This window comes from Haematobacter sp. (assembly GCF_032102465.1).
Lineage (GTDB): Bacteria > Pseudomonadota > Alphaproteobacteria > Rhodobacterales > Rhodobacteraceae > Haematobacter.
Map to the genome: position 1 here is coordinate 1 of NZ_DAMDHB010000056.1, position 14833 is coordinate 14833.

Genomic DNA, 14833 nt, shown 5'->3' on the forward strand with positions numbered 1-14833 from the left:
CCTGCTGACGGGATGCGAAGCCGGATCGAACCGCCTCGCGCAGCGCCGCGAACTCTCGGGCCGGATCGACGATGATCTTGCGCGGCGGCACCCAGCTCAGCCCGATATGCTGCCAGATGTCATCCGGCAGACCTGCGGCAGCGAATTCTTCCGCATCCACCGCCTGCCACGCATCGACGAAAACCCTTGAGAGAGGCTGCATCATCTGCGGCATCAGCATCAGCCATTGCCAGGCACTGACATTGGCATCCATCTCCAGCCGGCCCATGCGGGCCGACGAGAAGTTGACCTGCGCGAGATCACCGGTCAGCGCCTCGTAGGTGATCCCCATGCCGGCTGCGACCGACCGCAGCACCGAACGGGTGAACTCGTCATATCCTTCCACGCCCGGCGGAACGGCGAACTTCACGTCCTCTCCGTCGCCCAGATCATAGATCATGCCAGGCATGATGTCGGTCGGAACCTCGTTGCGATCCCCCTCGCCCAAGACGCGGAAAGCCGCGAAGCAGGCCGCGATCTTCTGGCGCATCAACTGCGCGTCCTCATGATCCGCGAGGTCCTGCAGGCGCATCATGACCGGCGCGAACCAGGTCACGCCCCGTTGCTGTCCCGGGCGGTCCACACGGAAGAGATGCAGTATCTCCTCCGCCGGTATGCGCTGGGACACGGTGGCGCCCCGATTGGCGGGCCAGTCCGAGCCGGGGTGTGCCGGAAAGAGCCAGTAGGCAACACGCCGACCAGCCGCGTCGTATTCGATGCCGTTGCGGATATCCCCGCCACCGGACCCCCAGCCCACCTTCGACTGATCGAGATAATCCGGTTCCAGAACTTCGAGCTGCAGCGGCAGCGCACCCGGGACGAGTGCGTCGTTATGGATACGGATCAGGCACTCCCCGGCGTCGATCACCGTGTTCATCGCCAGCCGCTGGAGGCCGTAGAGGTTGAGCAGCCCTGCCCGATCGACGCGCGTCGTGTCGAAATGCTCTTCGATCCGCTTCAGCCCCCGCGCACTGACCAGTTTCAGCGCCGTCTTCCGCAGCTTGGGATAACTGACCGACACTTTCGGGATGATGCCGTCGCCCACAGTATTGCCGGTAATGACCGCCTGTGCCCGGGTGGCGAAAGGCGTGTTCCGGACCATGTCGCGGGCGAAGAAGGACATCCGCTGGCGATTCCGGGCAGCGCCGTCGGCGTCGGTCCCGCTGGGACGCAGGGTGGAGGAGCGCCGGCCGACGGTTGCCCCGTCGAAATGCGCGGTAACGGCCCGCGAACGCGCGCGCTGTGCAGCCCATCCCGGCGCAACCGCCAGGATGGCCCGTTCGACCATGTTCATGATGTCACCCCTTGCGGAACGCCGGGTAATGGGTGCGCGGAGATGGGACGAGCCCGAGGCCCTGTTCCATCTCGCGCTTGATCTGGCGCATCTCCGCCAGGCTCCGGTACGTCACCTTCTCACCGTTCTGCTCGAGCGAGGTCACGCCCTTCGCTATGGCGCTGCACAAGGCGTGGTACTGGTCGACGGTGTAACTCATAGCCACTTCTCCCTTCGCTTGATCCACCCTCCGCGCGCCGCAACGCGGCCAGAGGGCTGGACAGATGCTTGATCTGCCGTCTCGGGCACCGGGTCTGTTTTCGTTCCGACTCGCACAACGAACTCATTCTCCTCCGACAGGATCGCCCATGGTTTCGCCGGCGCGGACCAGTCGATCTTTTCGGCACCGAGGTGGATATGAAGAGCACGCGCCTGCACGAGGTGGTCGAGGCTCTCGTTCCGTACCATCCCGGGCCGTTTCTCCCAGCCCGACGTGCCGCGGCGTTCCGCCGTGAATTCCGTCAGTTCCGATACTTCCATCCAGCCGGGTACGACGCAGAGGTTCTGGCCGTCATCTGTCAGGCGCAACGATGCAGCCACCGCATCCTTCAGCTTGTCGGTAGCCATATTGAGAATCTTGATGTCGCTCGCCACCCGCCGCTTGCCGCTCGCGCGTTCTGGCGCCCGCAGCCAGACCCGGTCCGTGTGGTGGAGACCACCGTTTCCCCGCGTCAGGAACCAGCGCTTTCCCTCCCCCGCCTTCCGACGCGCCCTGTAGAAGCGATAAGCATGGTCCGTGGTCGCACCGCCACCATGCATGTCGACAGCGATGGCGACGGCCCGCAGACCCCAGTCCGCGCCATCGACCGGCCAGACCTGTGTCGACAGCGCCTCCAGAACGATCCAGTCTTCCGCGATCTCGAAGGGCCGCAAGGCCCGACCGGACGATCCGGGCGCACCAGCAGGGGGCTGGATCAGGTCGAAGCGGTCGATCGGCTGATGTCGCCCGCCTTCCCCCCACGCCGTCACTCCCACCGGAAAGCGGCCGCCCTGAACGTCAACCGAGATGGTCAGGTACTTCGCCCATGATGGTGCCACACCTTTCGGCGTGTCGATCCCCTGCGCCTTGTCCTTCAGTCCCTGCAGCGTGATCTCCATCTCGGAGCTCGCAGTGCGGGGGCGATAGGGCTGCGCCTGCCCCGTGCTTACCGTGGCGCGGAGCTTTTCTTCGTCGCCGGTTGCGTCGAAATGATCCTCTGCCTGCCGGTAGGCGGTGACCAGCTCCGCCCAGCTGGCAAACGCCGCACTCGCCCCGTCGAGCCAGTAGCTGAGCAGATCGGTGCGGCGAAGATTACCGTCATCGACACGGACGAGGTCTATCCGGCCACCTTCGTCCGGAGTGCTCTCGTGATACCAGCACCCCGCGCCATTCAGTTCGCGCTTCAGGTCATGCCCGAACGTCTCGTGGCAATGCGGGCATCGCATCCGGGCCGCCTCCCCGGCCTCTACTGGGTCCGCGGAATCGGGGTAAACCAGACGTGCGAACGTCATTTCGAACATCGCCCCGCAATCTGGACATGGTACGTACCACCGTCCACGGGTCCCGCCTGGATATAGCGACAGTACCCCATACCTGACGGGCGGGCAGTCATGCGGCGATTGGGGTCGCCAGCTTTCATCCTCGATCGGCGCGCCCGGGCTGCTCTCAATGACAACCATTCCGCGCGAAAGATAGGTCCGGGTACGGGCCCGCATTTGCGTGTAGGGATCACCGTCTCCGATTGTACCATTTCCCCAAGCCGGACGGTCGAAATCCGTCGCGAGCAGCGTGCGGACCGTGGTCGAGGCGAGTTTCTCCGGCGTCGGCCAATCGAGGGTCAGATGGGTGCCGCCGACAAAAAGCTTCTGGAAGATCGTGTCCGATCCCCGTCCCTTGGCCAGCCGGCCGCGCAGCGCCGGGCTGTTGTAAATCACCGGCGCAATCTTTTCCCGCTCCATGAGCGCGGCAGCATCCCGCGTCATCTGAAAGATTGCCACCCGGCCCGGGTCCGACATGACGGCATGGGCTGCGACCGTCTGCAACATCAGCGTTTTTCCCGACTGCGAAGGCCCGGCAAAGACGAGACCCCTGAACCGGCGCGACGCCGACATATCGGTCGGTTCGACCATGTAGGGCGCGACATCCGCGCGGAAGGGCTGCCACTGACCAGAGACGTTCACCCGCATGTAGCGTTCTGCCGATTCGGTGACGCTGATGCGCGCGGCTGGTCGCAGCGATGGCAGTGCGATCTTCAGCGCCGACCGCGGATCGGTATACGCAGGAAGCGGCTCAACCCCACGCGGAGCCGAGACCGGCGCGCCGCTCAGATCAGCCATCGTTCCTGAACGTCGACATCCGGCACATCCCGTTCCTTGAGTTCCGCCTCTTCCACGGCCTCGGTCATGGCGCGCAACACGTCGTCTCCGACGCGAACCACTGCCGACACCTGATCCGGTTTCAGGCTCAGCTCCCGTTCGAGGCGATCCGGCATCGCCTCGACGCCATCGCGCACGATCTGAAACAGGCTTTCGAGCAGATTGACCACATCCCCAAGCGGGACCAGCTGGCGGCGCATGTGCGCGGCCTTTGACCACGCGATATCAGCCATAGCTGCTTCGCGGCGTTGCTGTGGCGTCATCTCCGCGCGTGGATCGGTAACTTCGAGGCCAAGGAAAGATGCTTGAAGCGCCGTGATCTGCGCCTTGTTATGCCGGTCTCTGGTATCCTCCTGCGCTTCCATCGCCTTGCGCCACGCCCAGCAGTGGGACAGCCGGATGATGTAACGGCGACCGTTGCCGCCGTGCTGCACCACCGGCATCCCGCCTTGTTTTATCCATGTCGCGACCGTGTTTACCGACATGTTGAACGCCTGGGCGATTTCCTCCTGACTGCAATCGGCATCCTCGACGCCATGCGGCAAAGGAAACCGGGACAACAGGTCCCGCATCGCATCGTCGACCTCGACCGGCATCAGCTCCGGAGTTTCAGGTTGACTTACCTCGGGAACCACAACAACAACCTCTTGTTAAGGTGCGGAAAACTAAAAAAACGCGCACGAACCGGGGTGCGAATTACCCGCGTGCAGAATCCAGCCCGGAAGGACCCAGACCCCTCTTTTCGACCATCCGGGCGAGGGTCCGGCGCAGGTGCAGGGGCAGACGCGTCCGATACGCCTCCTCCGCCCCGTCCATGAACCCGAGGCGGCGGCGATACGTCGGCACCTTCGAAGTGAACACCGCGACGATCCCGATCGCGCCCGTGCTGTCCTTCCGATAGATGCCCGGCGTGAGGCCGGTGCGCGGAATGAAGTAGGTCGCCCGTGTCTTGTGACGCTTCTTCGATGCGATGGTGGTGTTTGCTGTCACGTCCCGCTGAGCACGGATCGCTGACAGCGCCCGGTTGCGCTCCCCGCTCGACCAGTTGCCGAAGGCATCGAGCTTGGCCTCGTCAGCAGGCAGCACCCCCCGGATATCCATGTGCGTCGGCGTCGCGAGGGAAATAAGCTTCTCCGTCCCGGTCATTCCGCGTTGACCGCCCCGCTCCTGCACCTTGAGGTAATGGCGCTGCGACACAGAGGGACGCTCACCCACCACCGCCTCAAGCTCATTGGGCCGGGCTTTCTTCACCACTGCGAATGCGTTCTGAGTAAAGCGGGTCGGACGGTCGAAGCGCTCGCGTACGTTGGCCTGCACCTTGCCCAGCACATCCGCCGCGGTATCGTTGATGGCCCATGTCGCCGCGATAGCGACATCTTTGGTTGCCAACTGACGAAGCGCCTTCTGAAAGCCGCCGTCGTCGAGCGTCAGTTCGATCATGATGTCCCCGCTGCTTTCAGTCTTTCCGAGGGGTCCGAAAGCGCGGCATGATCCGTCCTGCGATCACATCCCAGCCTCTAGACGCAGCATTCCACGGGTTGTCCGTTACATCTCTCAATTGCACCCACTGCCCGGCGATGCCGCACTTACATCTCAGCTGCGCGGCGAACCTGATGATGCGGGTATGCACCTTCGGCCTTGCGCCACAGCCCGGGCATGGAGCGACCATTATGTTAGGCGAGTAGCCCATACGATACTCCAGAAAAGCAAAAGGCCCCAAGGACATCCCTCAGGGCACATTACAGGCTGTCAGAGAGTTTACTTCCGGCACTTCTCTCTTAAGGCCTCAGCGAGCTTTGCGGCCTCAGCCTTTTCTGCAGCTGATGACAACGCCATGCACCGATGGACTTGAGCGTCACAGGCGTTGTCGAAATCGCTGCCCCATGCAAGATGCGCAGGATTGACACACGACAGATGCCCATTTCCACACAAATGCCGAGATAGCGGCCGTTCTATGGAAGGTTCACCATGAGCAAGAGTGCACATTACCCGCGAGCATGGCGTAGGCTTTCCACGGAATTTCACTTTACGCGGCGAAACTCCATTCGCAAACGGCATGAACAGACAGTCTTCACCCTGAAACCCTACGTTCTGTTTCAGGAATGCCAAAGCGGACGGCGGTGCAGCATGAAAGCGACCTGACTGGACCGGTTCTTCATCTCTCGCCTTTCTGTCGATAGCTACTGAAGAGGCTGCTGGCCCCAGCGCGATCTTTCCACGCTTGTGAGCAACCATCGCCTTGTATTTCTTAGCTCTGAACCGGCGCGCCGGGTCATTGACCCGCAACCATTCCTTAGCTTCCATCGATAGTGAGGACATTATAACCCCGTGTCACGAGTTTAGAAACCCCGCGTCACCGACCACCAGTTGGGGCGCAAGGCCCCCTTTGGGGGCGGGCTTGCCAACATAAGTCTATAACAGAAACATACTCACAGCCTATCGAGACTGTCAACAGGACCGTTTAATGTTGACGAGATCGGCGACAGATACGTCTGCGGACGTTTTCCGGCCGAAGATCGTCACGATAACCTTCGCTCCATCATCAGCCCTAAGCTCAACCACCTCGCACTGCGTCCCGGCAAACGGACCACTCCGAAACATCGCCTGCTCACCCACCCGGATCGAGCGAGCCCGCTTCTGTGCAGCACGGAGCGCACGGCGCTCCTCATCGCTGTCAGCATCGACCTTGCGCATCGCATGGAGGGCGCGCAGGTCGGATGGCTCCAGAATGCCCCATGACCCATCGGCGCAGCAGATGGCGCCGGTGATCCCACAGCGACCGACCAGCCGGTGCGGCACGGCCTGACCCGGGAATCGCGCGAACACATAGCCCGGCAGATAGCGGCGCGCATAGTCCCGCGCCTTGCCCATGCGATGGACCCGACGCATCAGCACCGGGTGGAAGGCATAGACCCCCCGTCTCCGCAGCCACGCCTCCGCCTGATCCTCCCGCTGGGGCGACACCCGCAGCGCATACCACCGCGCCGGACCCGCCACGAAGACGGGGGCAAGCCCCCCACCAGCCGCCACGACATCCCCGACACTCAGACCTTTTGCGCTGAAATCCATATCTTGTGCCTCCGTTTGCCGCTTTATCAGCATCTTGTTTTCGTTTGTTCTTCTTAGGGACGTCAGGGACGACAGATGATTTTTCAGGGACGACAGGATGTGGGATGAGAGGGAAGATAAACACGTGAAATCAATGACCTGCTGATAATCAGGGACGACAGGGACGTCAGGGACGACGTTTCCACGCTACGCATGAACAGCGATCCCCCGCACCCTTCGTAGTCTCCATCACCACACGCGCGTGCGCGCATCGTCGTCCCTGACGTCCCTGTCGTCCCTGACCCAGCTTCATCCCGCTGATTTCGCAGGCTTTCCCCCGGACCCCGGCTCAAGGGACGTCGCCCCTCCGCTGTGCCCCGGACGTCCCTGACGTCCCTGATTTCGAGCGAAAGCGGGGTGCGGGGCGTCATATCAAGTCCCCGGACCTGCGGAACTCGGCGCGGGCTAGAACTGTCTGATACTCCTCGAAGCGGCTCTTGAAGGGCTCCAGAAGGGCGATCCCGTCGTAATAGGCATCCGACGTCTTGCGCCGGGTGAAGGTCTGACCGGTTGCGGGACTGCGCCATTTGCCTTGCTTGGCGCTCAGCCCATTGAAGATGGTGCGGGGCTTCCACACGCCGCGCCCTCCCTCATCGAGCCAGTAGGCGAACGCCTCCTGCAGCATCTTGGCGCGCATGGAGTGCTCGGGCTTGCCGGAGACGCCACAGACCTGCGTCAGGAAGGTCGCCAGCGGATCGCTGTCCTCCCGGTACTCCGCCGTGGCGCTCAGCACCTGGTCGGGTATCTGCAGCCCATGTGATAGGTAATCCCGCAGCCCCTGCACGAGCCAGTTCATGATACCGTCCCGCTCTGCATAGAGCTTGTCGCCCAGGTCTGGATCACGCTCATCGGGTGGTATCTGCACCTCGAAGGGGACGAGCATCACCCGGCGCCAGATGCCGTCATCACCGCCCCTGATCTCCGGACGGTGGTTGCCGGAGATCGTGAGCTTGAAGAACGGATAGACGGTGATGAAGTTCTCGTTGAGCGACCGCACCATGATGGGCTCGCCGCCGGTGAGCTCCTTGATCAGGCCTTCCTGCAGCTGCTGTCCCTGATCGGGTTCGGAGGTCCGGACAAATCGCGCACCGATCAGCGGCACGAGGTCCGGGGTGGCATCGCCGCCGCCGCGACGACTGCGGCCGGTGATTGACTCGATCTTGGCCGAGGCAGCATAGTCGCCCATGATCCGGGCCATCAGATCGACGAGCACGGATTTACCGTTGGCACCTGCGCCGTAGAAGAACGCAAAGACCTGCTCCAGCGTGAGGCCGGTCATCGAATATCCGAACCAGCGCTGGATAAACCCCTGCATCTCGCGCGAGGGCTGGATCCGGTTGAGAAAGGCCACGAAGGTCGGGCATTTGGCAGCGGGATCGAGGCCAACCGGCATGATCTTGGTCAGCAGCTGATCGCGGCTGTGATCGAGCCGCTCGACGATGACTTTGGGCGGCGGCGCATACATGCCGCCATCATCCTCGGTGTTGGGCTCCGTCCGGAACCGCAGAACACCGCCCAGCGTGTTGATCACCAGCGGATCGGCATCGAGGTCTTCCAGCGGACGCGCGATGATCGCGCCTGCCTCGGTAATCATGTTATTGATCGTATTGCTGTTTCCGGCGTTCTTGGCATGGGTGAGCCTACGACCGATCGACTTGTCGCGCCGGTCCTTGATCTCCTTGCCAGCCGCAATCACCCGGTTCGCGGCGATCATCTGATCCAGCTGGTCGGGCGTCCTGTCCTTGGCCGGGATCACCCCGATCTCATCCAGAATCACCGCCATCTGCTCAGCTTCCGCGAGGATATCCGCCTCGGCATCCGGCAGCACCATGTATTCGACTTCGGCCTCGATCAGCTCCGTCATCCGGTGTGCGAGACGACGCACGGCAACGTCATCGGGATCGGCGACATACCGGGTGTCATCCCACACGAACCAGCCGACCCGTTTGACATTGGCCAGATTGGAGCCAAAATGCGCGATCAGCCGTTGACCATTGCCGTGGTCATTGAGCGGCAGGTCAACGCAGCGGGCTGCCGGAGGCTCATCCGGCTCACCCTCATCACGGGGTGCGGGGTCTTCGGGCGACGGGCTATTGCCGCCGTCTTCCGGCGCCACATCCATGCCCTCAGGCAGATCCACGTCCTCAGGATTGGACATGATGGAGCGGACGCTTTCGACACGATCGGTCATTTTTCTGACCTCAATCGGTTTTCTTTTCCATACACATCCATATTGCGCGGGGCATTTTTGGTGTGTATATAAAACCTATGAAACTCGATTGGGACGATGCGAAGCGAGACTGGACCCTGCGGGAGCGCGGGCTGGACTTCGCCAGTGTGGCCGAGGCTGACTGGGACAGCGCCCTGACCGCCGAGGACCTGCGCGAGGACTATGCCGAACGCCGGTTCGTCAGCCTCGTCCCGATCCGGAACCGGCTTTGCGTGGTGGCGTGGTGTATCCGCGGCGATGCCCTGCGGGTGATCAGCCTGCGCAAGGCCAATACAAGGGAAAGGAAGCGATATGAGCAGGAATGATCCGATGATCGGCAAGGATGGCGAAGTCCGCGAACTGGGCGATGCGTTCTTCTCCACCGCCCGGCGGGGCCGACCGCCCATGCCGGCCGAAGAAAGAAAGGTGCGCATGAACCTGATGATTGACGCGGACGTAGCCGCCCGGCTTGCCGAACTTGGCAACAAGAGCGCGTTCGTGAACGAGGCCATCCGCAAAGCGCTGGCGGGATAAAGTTCAGAGGTCATCTTCCTGCCCCATCAGTACATCGTTGAGGTCCACGCCTGTCCCGGCATGGACGATCTGCCCTTGCAGACCGGGGCGGAGGACCATCGCGCGGCGCAGGCCTGACAGCAGCTGCGCCCGCGTCAGCCGCGGCTCCGAATCCCCGTCCTGTATGAAAATCAGCCGCTCCGTTCCGGGCGGCGGCACGAAGGCGGCGCGGTCCGTCAGGTCCGGGATACCGGCGTACCGCATCCCCTCCCCCAGCTTCCGGCTGCCCGCCATATTGCCGAGCGACACTCCCGCCCAATACCCGGCGCCCGGCGGCACATCCGCAACGAGGGCCGAGGCCGTCGTCTCAATCCCCTCGCCCATCACCATCACCCGGGCCGGGAGCGTCAGGCGGATCGCCCCGCCCTTCACCGAGCCGAGGGATTTCTTGACCTTGACCGGCTCGCCGGTCTCGGGATGCAGGATCACCGGCTTGCCCTTCGGGCGGGACAGGTCCAGCCAGGTGCGATGCACCCCCTGAAACCGCCCATTCGGCGCTTGGATCGCAGCGAGCATGGCGGGTCCGCGATGGACCTCTACCCATGTGCCGCCGATCTGGATCGTATAGGCCAGATCGGGGTGATACCTCAGCGACGCCGGCAGGCGCGGAAACCGCTCACGCGGCACACCCCGCAGGGCGAGATAATCCCGCACCGGCGTATCCTCAGCCGGCACCCCGGCCGACCAGATATCACGCGCACCGGCAATGGCGCGCTGCCGCTCCGCCTCTGCCCGCCGCTCATTGCGCGCCCGGTTGGCCTCCGCCCGGGCGATGCGCTCCCGGCGCTCCGCCTCCGATATCCCGTCCCGCTCCCCGCACAGCCACGTCAGGGCAGCTGGAAAATCGAGGCTGAGGACAAACATCGCCAGATCGATATTGCCGCCCGTGCCGCCGCAGTGGCGGCAGTTGAACACCCGCTTGGCGGTGTTGATCGAAAACCGGTCCCGCCCGCCGCATTGCGGACAGGAGCCGGTCAGTTCACGCGCACCGGCGCGTTTGAGCCCCTGAATGGCAAGCCGGTCGGCAATCTCGGCGATGTCCATCGCCAACGCCTCGGCGCGGCGCGGATCGTCGGAAACGCTGACCATACCGGGTCACGCGGCGACGCCGCGCGCCTCCCTGACCATGTGGCGCAGCACCTGCATGAGGTCCGCCTGCCCGTTGATCGTCAGGAGACCCCGATCATCACGGATCACGGAGGTCAGGTCTTTGAATCGCGACACCATCAGCGCGGAATCGAGATCGAGGTCGAGCGCCAGCACGGCGGCTTTCGTGCCCCGCGCAAAGCCTTCGACGATCTCCAGATCGGTTTCCGGGTCAAACCCCTTGCGACCGCCCAGCTTGCGCAGGGACAGCAGGATGCCGCGCTGCGCGATGGTCAACTCCTCCTCAGATGGCGCGGGCGCTTCCGGTTTCGGCGCGGGGGTTGCGGGCGGCGCAGATGCAACCGGCGCGGGCTTCTCTGCCGCAGCCACGGCCATGCGCTCCAGCGCCGCGTTTCGTCTCGCGCGCTCAGCACGATGATTTTCAATGGCCGCCTGCAGCCGCTCTTCCAGCTTCGACCGCAGACGCAAATCGCTGGCGGACGGCGTCCGCCCGATCGCCGCCGCGCCCACTTCCAGTGCGGCCTTTCGGGTATCCCCAGCGGCCAGACGCTCCGCCACCAGATCGATGAGCAACGCTTCGTCGTCTTCGGTCCAGACCTGCGCCAGCTGATTGGATGCACAGGAGGGTTCCCCGGCCGGAGCGGCAGCCGGAGCCACCTCCCCGACCGGAGCTTCGGCGCGTGGGATCGCCTCGGGGCTTTCACCCGTTTCCGGCGGTGACGCTGCCGGTGCGGCGGGGGGACCATCCGCGAGAATAGGACGCTGCAGATCCTCCAAGCCGCGCACCACCAGATCGTCGACCACCAGCTCACCCACATCCCCGGCGCAGGTGCACCCGCCCTCCCGGCACTCCGGCATCATCCATGCCGTTGCCAGCACCGCCACCCCACCGGGCTGCAGGCTGATCCGCACACCGCCCTCGACCGAGGCAGGCAGTGCCGCCAGCGTTTCCGCCGCCCGCCCGATCAGGGACAACGACTTGTTCAGTTCCTTCAGGTCATCCGCACTCATATCGTCCAGATTCATGATCTGCCCTCGGGTTGCGCCGGCATCGGCACGCGCGGTGCCCACCAGCAGGGTTCCGTCAGCTCGACCCCGAACGGGGCCCACGTCATGTCGCGCCGCCAGACCAGCGACGCCGCTTCGAGAAAATCCAGATCGGCGCGGAGCAGCGTGCAATCCCGCCCCAGTTCCTCCGCCAGTTCAGAGAGCGTGCGCACCCCACCCACCGACCGCAGATGCTCCAGCAGCTGGGCGCGGAGCGTGGCGCGATGGCCAACCCGCGCCGCCGCCTTGCCGATCGAGGTGAAGGTGTGGGTCATCGGGCGCCGGAAGCCCTGACAGGCCGGAATACCGGCGCAAACGGAAGGATTTTTCCCACCATCACGACCGGAGTGGCTATTCCGCCGGTCAGGAGGAAGGCCAGATCGGCCGACCCCGCGCTCTCACGCTCGCACAGTGCGCGGTGGCACTCGTCATCCGCTGGCACACGATCCGTCATTCGACCTGCTCCTCTGCATTTTCCACAGCCTTGGGCTTGACGAAGTGGAAAAACTTTTCCGCCTTTTTTTTGAACCGCAGCGCCTTACGCTCCGCGCGATGCTGGCGGACGCGGTAGAGGCGGTGCAGGATCCAGAATAACGTGTTCATGCGCGATCCTCCGGGTCGAGCAGGCCGAAGACCCCTTCCGCGCCAGCGATGGCGAGCACCCGCATGACATGGCGGAAATGCGGCGTGTTATCCCCGTTCAGCCAGTTGCGGACGGTCTTCGGGTGGACATTGCGGCGACGCGTGGACAGCACGGCGGCGGCGGTTTCGGACAGTTCGTGGTCCGAGGCAGCCCCCGGAAATGCCTTGCGAAGAAGGCGCGCGAACCTCTGCAACTCCGCCTCTTCATCCTGAGCCGCGACCGTCGCCACGCCCGTCGATTTTCGGCAAGACTTTTCCACGCAATACGCTCCATGCTGGTCCCGTTCAGGGTGACCACGTAGAGAGTGAGGGGCGGCGGATGAGGGCAATGTCATTCCGCCGCCTCGTTTCTAAGAGTGAAGACAGAACCTTTCGGCTCGACTGGCTGCACCGCGCAGCACAAGATCGCCGCGGTATCACCGGCACGAGGCGACTTCTGCATGACTTGGCTTGCACTACAGCACACTTGGGATGTCCTCACACAAAACGGGAATGCATGGATCACCGGCGCAAACATCCTGTTCATGGGGATCAGCGCGGGTGCCGCCGCCGTTTCGGCCCAAGCCGCCCGCAGGGCCCTCATGCGCCCCACGCCTGTGTTCGAAGTGAGAACTTTCTCCGACGACCCTTGGCCCGGCTGGCACAAGATTCGCATCGACGCGACGAGCAGTGGCCCGGCCACGCTCACCATCGAGAGCATCTCCATCCCATGGTTCCAGCCGGGACGGGTGGAAATGAGCCAGCGGCTTATGGAGGAGACCGAGACCCACTACCAAGAGTACATCACCGGAGAGATGCGGAGCAGAACTACAAAGCATCTTCCGAAGACCGACGCGGGCGTCACAGCGCGTCGACGCATCTCTGGCCTCGACCTGCATGTGCCCCCCGCGCGCAAGACACGCTTCGAAATCCTCGCCAAGGGCCGGCTGCCACGCCGGCTGACTATCCGCTACCGCTGGCTCGACCGCCGTCACCTCAGCAAGAGCCAGAGCGTACGTATCTGGTAGATCACCGCCGCCACCTGAATGAGCAGCGCGATCAGATTGATCAGCATAAGGATTTCGTCTCCGGTCACGATCTGTCTCCAATGTTGAGTGAGGGGCGGCGGATGAGGGCAAAGTCATTCCGCCGCCTCGGTTTTTTCTTCGGGAGGATTGGCCGCCATGTAGGCGCGAACTTTCTCCGCGACCTTCATCGTGCAGGACGCGGTTCCCGCCTCCCACTTCGACCAAGTGGTACCGCCGAGATTGGCTGCATTCTGCAGCACGGTGGAAGGGAGGATGCCCCGCGCCGCAGCGTACAACCTGATTTCGCTCATGAGGTGTTCCATGAGGCGGAGACTAGGTTTAAAAACCTATATCGTCAACGGTTTTTAATCCGATTGCCCCAACTTCTTGGGGATAGGATATTTTTCCTATGCGCGACTTCGTAGACATCCTTTCAGACCGCATCGCAGCAGACCCGTCTCTTAGCGAGGCAGGGCTCGCGAAAGCTGCCGGATTGGACAACAGCACAATCCGGCAGATGATCAAGTTTCATCGGAATCCGAGGATCGATACGGCGATCAAGATATGCCGCGCTCTCGGAGAGACAGTGGAGACGTTTATGTCTGAGCAGCACGATCCCGTCGTATCCGAGGTTCTGTTTCTGCTTGATCAACTAGAACCCGCAGAGCGGGAGATGCTGCTAGCTGCCGCAAGAGGTATGCACGACGCTCACCAGCGGGCTGAGCAACAATCTCTCGCAGCTGCGTCAAAATCTCATTCCAATCAGTAACCTGTCTCACCACTTAACCCTTTGAATTTACCACATCATAATGAGAACAAAGCAACAACATGTCTGAGATTCGGTCAAGGTAGAGAGTCTTATCGGTCATGGAGACACAAAGACCCGGCTATCGCTCCAAGTGGAGCAAGCTTGGAAATATCCCCCGCTCACTCTGGCAAGGACCCATGGCCTATGTTGCATTGTTCCTTGCTCTCACTCCGGTGGTATGGATTCTCGCACAGCATCTCGCTGCACAGTCCCTCTATGGTGAATTGCAGACCATTTCGAAGGAAGCAGAGACGACCTCTCCGCGCATCAGCCCCGAGGACATCTGGAACCGTGAAGCAGTTTCGATTGCACGTCTATCCGCTGCAATTTCCCTTGGCTCTCTCATCGCCACTGCCCTGGGCCTGATCGCACTCTTCAAGACGCTTCAGTCGTCCAGAGAAGCAACGAATGCGGCCCTTCGTGCAGTAGAGGTTCAGGAGCTGTAATCTCGGGACCATGCTCGCGCCTATCTCAGTGTCTCCAAGCTATCTGTTTCCTACCGCGGACGGACCGTGCCGAAGCAAGGAGAACAATCTCTGGAAGCCTATGGCTGCAGATTCCGAGGTTATCCGGCCAGGCATTCCGATTTGAAGCCGGCCACCATT

At 62.8% G+C, this 14833-nt stretch carries 18 protein-coding genes; 5 read left to right on the top strand and 13 right to left on the bottom strand.

Translation table 11 applies throughout. The features are described from left to right. The 7 genes from RT513_RS19525 to RT513_RS19555 all read right to left on the bottom strand — a co-directional run. The coding region (locus RT513_RS19525) for a phage portal protein (RefSeq protein ID WP_313534362.1) at window positions 1-1333 on the bottom strand (1333 nt) is incomplete at its 3' end. A 4-nt stretch (window positions 1334-1337) separates the two neighbouring features. Continuing rightward, complete coding sequence (locus tag RT513_RS19530) at window positions 1338-1532, bottom strand: phage head-tail joining protein (protein WP_290687269.1); 195 nt, start codon at window positions 1530-1532, stop codon at window positions 1338-1340. Continuing rightward, window positions 1529-3688 (bottom strand): terminase gpA endonuclease subunit, encoded by a 2160-nt coding sequence (locus RT513_RS19535; RefSeq protein ID WP_313534364.1) that lies wholly within the window; start codon window positions 3686-3688, stop codon window positions 1529-1531. The genes RT513_RS19530 and RT513_RS19535 overlap by 4 nt, the downstream gene beginning before the upstream one ends. Continuing rightward, complete coding sequence (locus RT513_RS19540) at window positions 3676-4323, bottom strand: terminase small subunit (RefSeq protein WP_051911022.1); 648 nt, start codon at window positions 4321-4323, stop codon at window positions 3676-3678. Before RT513_RS19540 ends, RT513_RS19535 begins: the two co-directional genes overlap by 13 nt. A gap of 100 nt (window positions 4324-4423) precedes the next feature. Beyond that, window positions 4424-5167: a hypothetical protein gene (locus RT513_RS19545; protein ID WP_242685184.1), complete on the bottom strand. Its 744-nt coding sequence runs from the start codon at window positions 5165-5167 to the stop codon at window positions 4424-4426. A 1008-nt stretch (window positions 5168-6175) separates the two neighbouring features. Further along, window positions 6176-6796: a transcription termination/antitermination protein NusG gene (locus RT513_RS19550; RefSeq protein WP_165496690.1), complete on the bottom strand. Its 621-nt coding sequence runs from the start codon at window positions 6794-6796 to the stop codon at window positions 6176-6178. A gap of 406 nt (window positions 6797-7202) precedes the next feature. After that, a complete protein-coding gene (locus RT513_RS19555) occupies window positions 7203-9026 on the bottom strand; it encodes a phage/plasmid primase, P4 family (RefSeq protein WP_051911023.1) in 1824 nt (607 codons plus the stop codon). Between the two features lie 77 nt (window positions 9027-9103). Here RT513_RS19555 and RT513_RS19560 point away from each other — a divergent pair, with 77 nt between their 5' ends. Beyond that, complete coding sequence (locus RT513_RS19560; RefSeq protein ID WP_035708934.1) at window positions 9104-9370, top strand: BrnT family toxin; 267 nt, start codon at window positions 9104-9106, stop codon at window positions 9368-9370. Between the two features lie 4 nt (window positions 9371-9374). Next, window positions 9375-9578, top strand: coding sequence for a hypothetical protein (locus RT513_RS19565; protein WP_242685185.1), 204 nt, complete (start codon window positions 9375-9377; stop codon window positions 9576-9578). Between the two features lie 3 nt (window positions 9579-9581). Here RT513_RS19565 and RT513_RS19570 read toward each other — a convergent pair whose 3' ends face one another. From RT513_RS19570 to RT513_RS19590, 5 genes are all read right to left on the bottom strand, one after another. Next, a complete protein-coding gene (locus RT513_RS19570; RefSeq protein ID WP_035708940.1) occupies window positions 9582-10706 on the bottom strand; it encodes a hypothetical protein in 1125 nt (374 codons plus the stop codon). Between the two features lie 6 nt (window positions 10707-10712). Further along, window positions 10713-11750: a hypothetical protein gene (locus RT513_RS19575; RefSeq protein WP_131389556.1), complete on the bottom strand. Its 1038-nt coding sequence runs from the start codon at window positions 11748-11750 to the stop codon at window positions 10713-10715. Further along, the gene (locus RT513_RS19580; protein WP_035708945.1) at window positions 11747-12046 is read right to left on the bottom strand and encodes a hypothetical protein; all 300 of its coding nucleotides are present in this window, start codon (window positions 12044-12046) and stop codon (window positions 11747-11749) included. Before RT513_RS19580 ends, RT513_RS19575 begins: the two co-directional genes overlap by 4 nt. Window positions 12047-12221: 175 nt before the next feature. Continuing rightward, window positions 12222-12374 carry a hypothetical protein gene (locus RT513_RS19585; protein ID WP_156969578.1) on the bottom strand — a complete coding sequence of 51 codons (153 nt, stop codon included), beginning with the start codon at window positions 12372-12374 and terminating at the stop codon, window positions 12222-12224. Further along, on the bottom strand, window positions 12371-12673 hold the full coding sequence (locus tag RT513_RS19590) for a hypothetical protein (RefSeq protein WP_242685186.1): 303 nt from the start codon (window positions 12671-12673) through the stop codon (window positions 12371-12373). Before RT513_RS19590 ends, RT513_RS19585 begins: the two co-directional genes overlap by 4 nt. Before the next feature lie 180 nt (window positions 12674-12853). Here RT513_RS19590 and RT513_RS19595 point away from each other — a divergent pair, with 180 nt between their 5' ends. Then, window positions 12854-13420 carry a hypothetical protein gene (locus tag RT513_RS19595; RefSeq protein WP_035708952.1) on the top strand — a complete coding sequence of 189 codons (567 nt, stop codon included), beginning with the start codon at window positions 12854-12856 and terminating at the stop codon, window positions 13418-13420. A gap of 113 nt (window positions 13421-13533) precedes the next feature. Here the strand turns inward: RT513_RS19595 and RT513_RS19600 are convergent, their stop codons facing one another. Beyond that, window positions 13534-13731, bottom strand: coding sequence for an XRE family transcriptional regulator (locus RT513_RS19600; protein WP_242685187.1), 198 nt, complete (start codon window positions 13729-13731; stop codon window positions 13534-13536). A 98-nt stretch (window positions 13732-13829) separates the two neighbouring features. Between RT513_RS19600 and RT513_RS19605 the strand changes: the two genes are divergently transcribed. Further along, window positions 13830-14189, top strand: a complete 360-nt coding sequence (locus RT513_RS19605) for a helix-turn-helix transcriptional regulator (protein WP_051911024.1) — start codon at window positions 13830-13832, stop codon at window positions 14187-14189. A 176-nt stretch (window positions 14190-14365) separates the two neighbouring features. Continuing rightward, a complete protein-coding gene (locus RT513_RS19610) occupies window positions 14366-14674 on the top strand; it encodes a hypothetical protein (protein ID WP_035708955.1) in 309 nt (102 codons plus the stop codon). The last annotated feature ends 159 nt before the right edge of the window (window positions 14675-14833 follow it).

Coding starts and splice junctions, on each gene's coding strand:
- RT513_RS19530 (WP_290687269.1), bottom strand. CDS start 1,532: ATGAGTTACACCGTCGACCAGTACCACGCCTTGTGCAGCGCCATAGCG.
- RT513_RS19535 (WP_313534364.1), bottom strand. CDS start 3,688: ATGGCTGATCTGAGCGGCGCGCCGGTCTCGGCTCCGCGTGGGGTTGAG.
- RT513_RS19540 (WP_051911022.1), bottom strand. CDS start 4,323: ATGCCGGTCGAGGTCGACGATGCGATGCGGGACCTGTTGTCCCGGTTT.
- RT513_RS19545 (WP_242685184.1), bottom strand. CDS start 5,167: ATGATCGAACTGACGCTCGACGACGGCGGCTTTCAGAAGGCGCTTCGT.
- RT513_RS19550 (WP_165496690.1), bottom strand. CDS start 6,796: ATGGATTTCAGCGCAAAAGGTCTGAGTGTCGGGGATGTCGTGGCGGCT.
- RT513_RS19555 (WP_051911023.1), bottom strand. CDS start 9,026: ATGACCGATCGTGTCGAAAGCGTCCGCTCCATCATGTCCAATCCTGAG.
- RT513_RS19560 (WP_035708934.1), top strand. CDS start 9,104: ATGAAACTCGATTGGGACGATGCGAAGCGAGACTGGACCCTGCGGGAG.
- RT513_RS19565 (WP_242685185.1), top strand. CDS start 9,375: ATGATCGGCAAGGATGGCGAAGTCCGCGAACTGGGCGATGCGTTCTTC.
- RT513_RS19570 (WP_035708940.1), bottom strand. CDS start 10,706: ATGGTCAGCGTTTCCGACGATCCGCGCCGCGCCGAGGCGTTGGCGATG.
- RT513_RS19575 (WP_131389556.1), bottom strand. CDS start 11,750: ATGAATCTGGACGATATGAGTGCGGATGACCTGAAGGAACTGAACAAG.
- RT513_RS19580 (WP_035708945.1), bottom strand. CDS start 12,046: ATGACCCACACCTTCACCTCGATCGGCAAGGCGGCGGCGCGGGTTGGC.
- RT513_RS19585 (WP_156969578.1), bottom strand. CDS start 12,374: ATGAACACGTTATTCTGGATCCTGCACCGCCTCTACCGCGTCCGCCAG.
- RT513_RS19595 (WP_035708952.1), top strand. CDS start 12,854: ATGACTTGGCTTGCACTACAGCACACTTGGGATGTCCTCACACAAAAC.
- RT513_RS19600 (WP_242685187.1), bottom strand. CDS start 13,731: ATGAGCGAAATCAGGTTGTACGCTGCGGCGCGGGGCATCCTCCCTTCC.
- RT513_RS19605 (WP_051911024.1), top strand. CDS start 13,830: ATGCGCGACTTCGTAGACATCCTTTCAGACCGCATCGCAGCAGACCCG.
- RT513_RS19610 (WP_035708955.1), top strand. CDS start 14,366: ATGGCCTATGTTGCATTGTTCCTTGCTCTCACTCCGGTGGTATGGATT.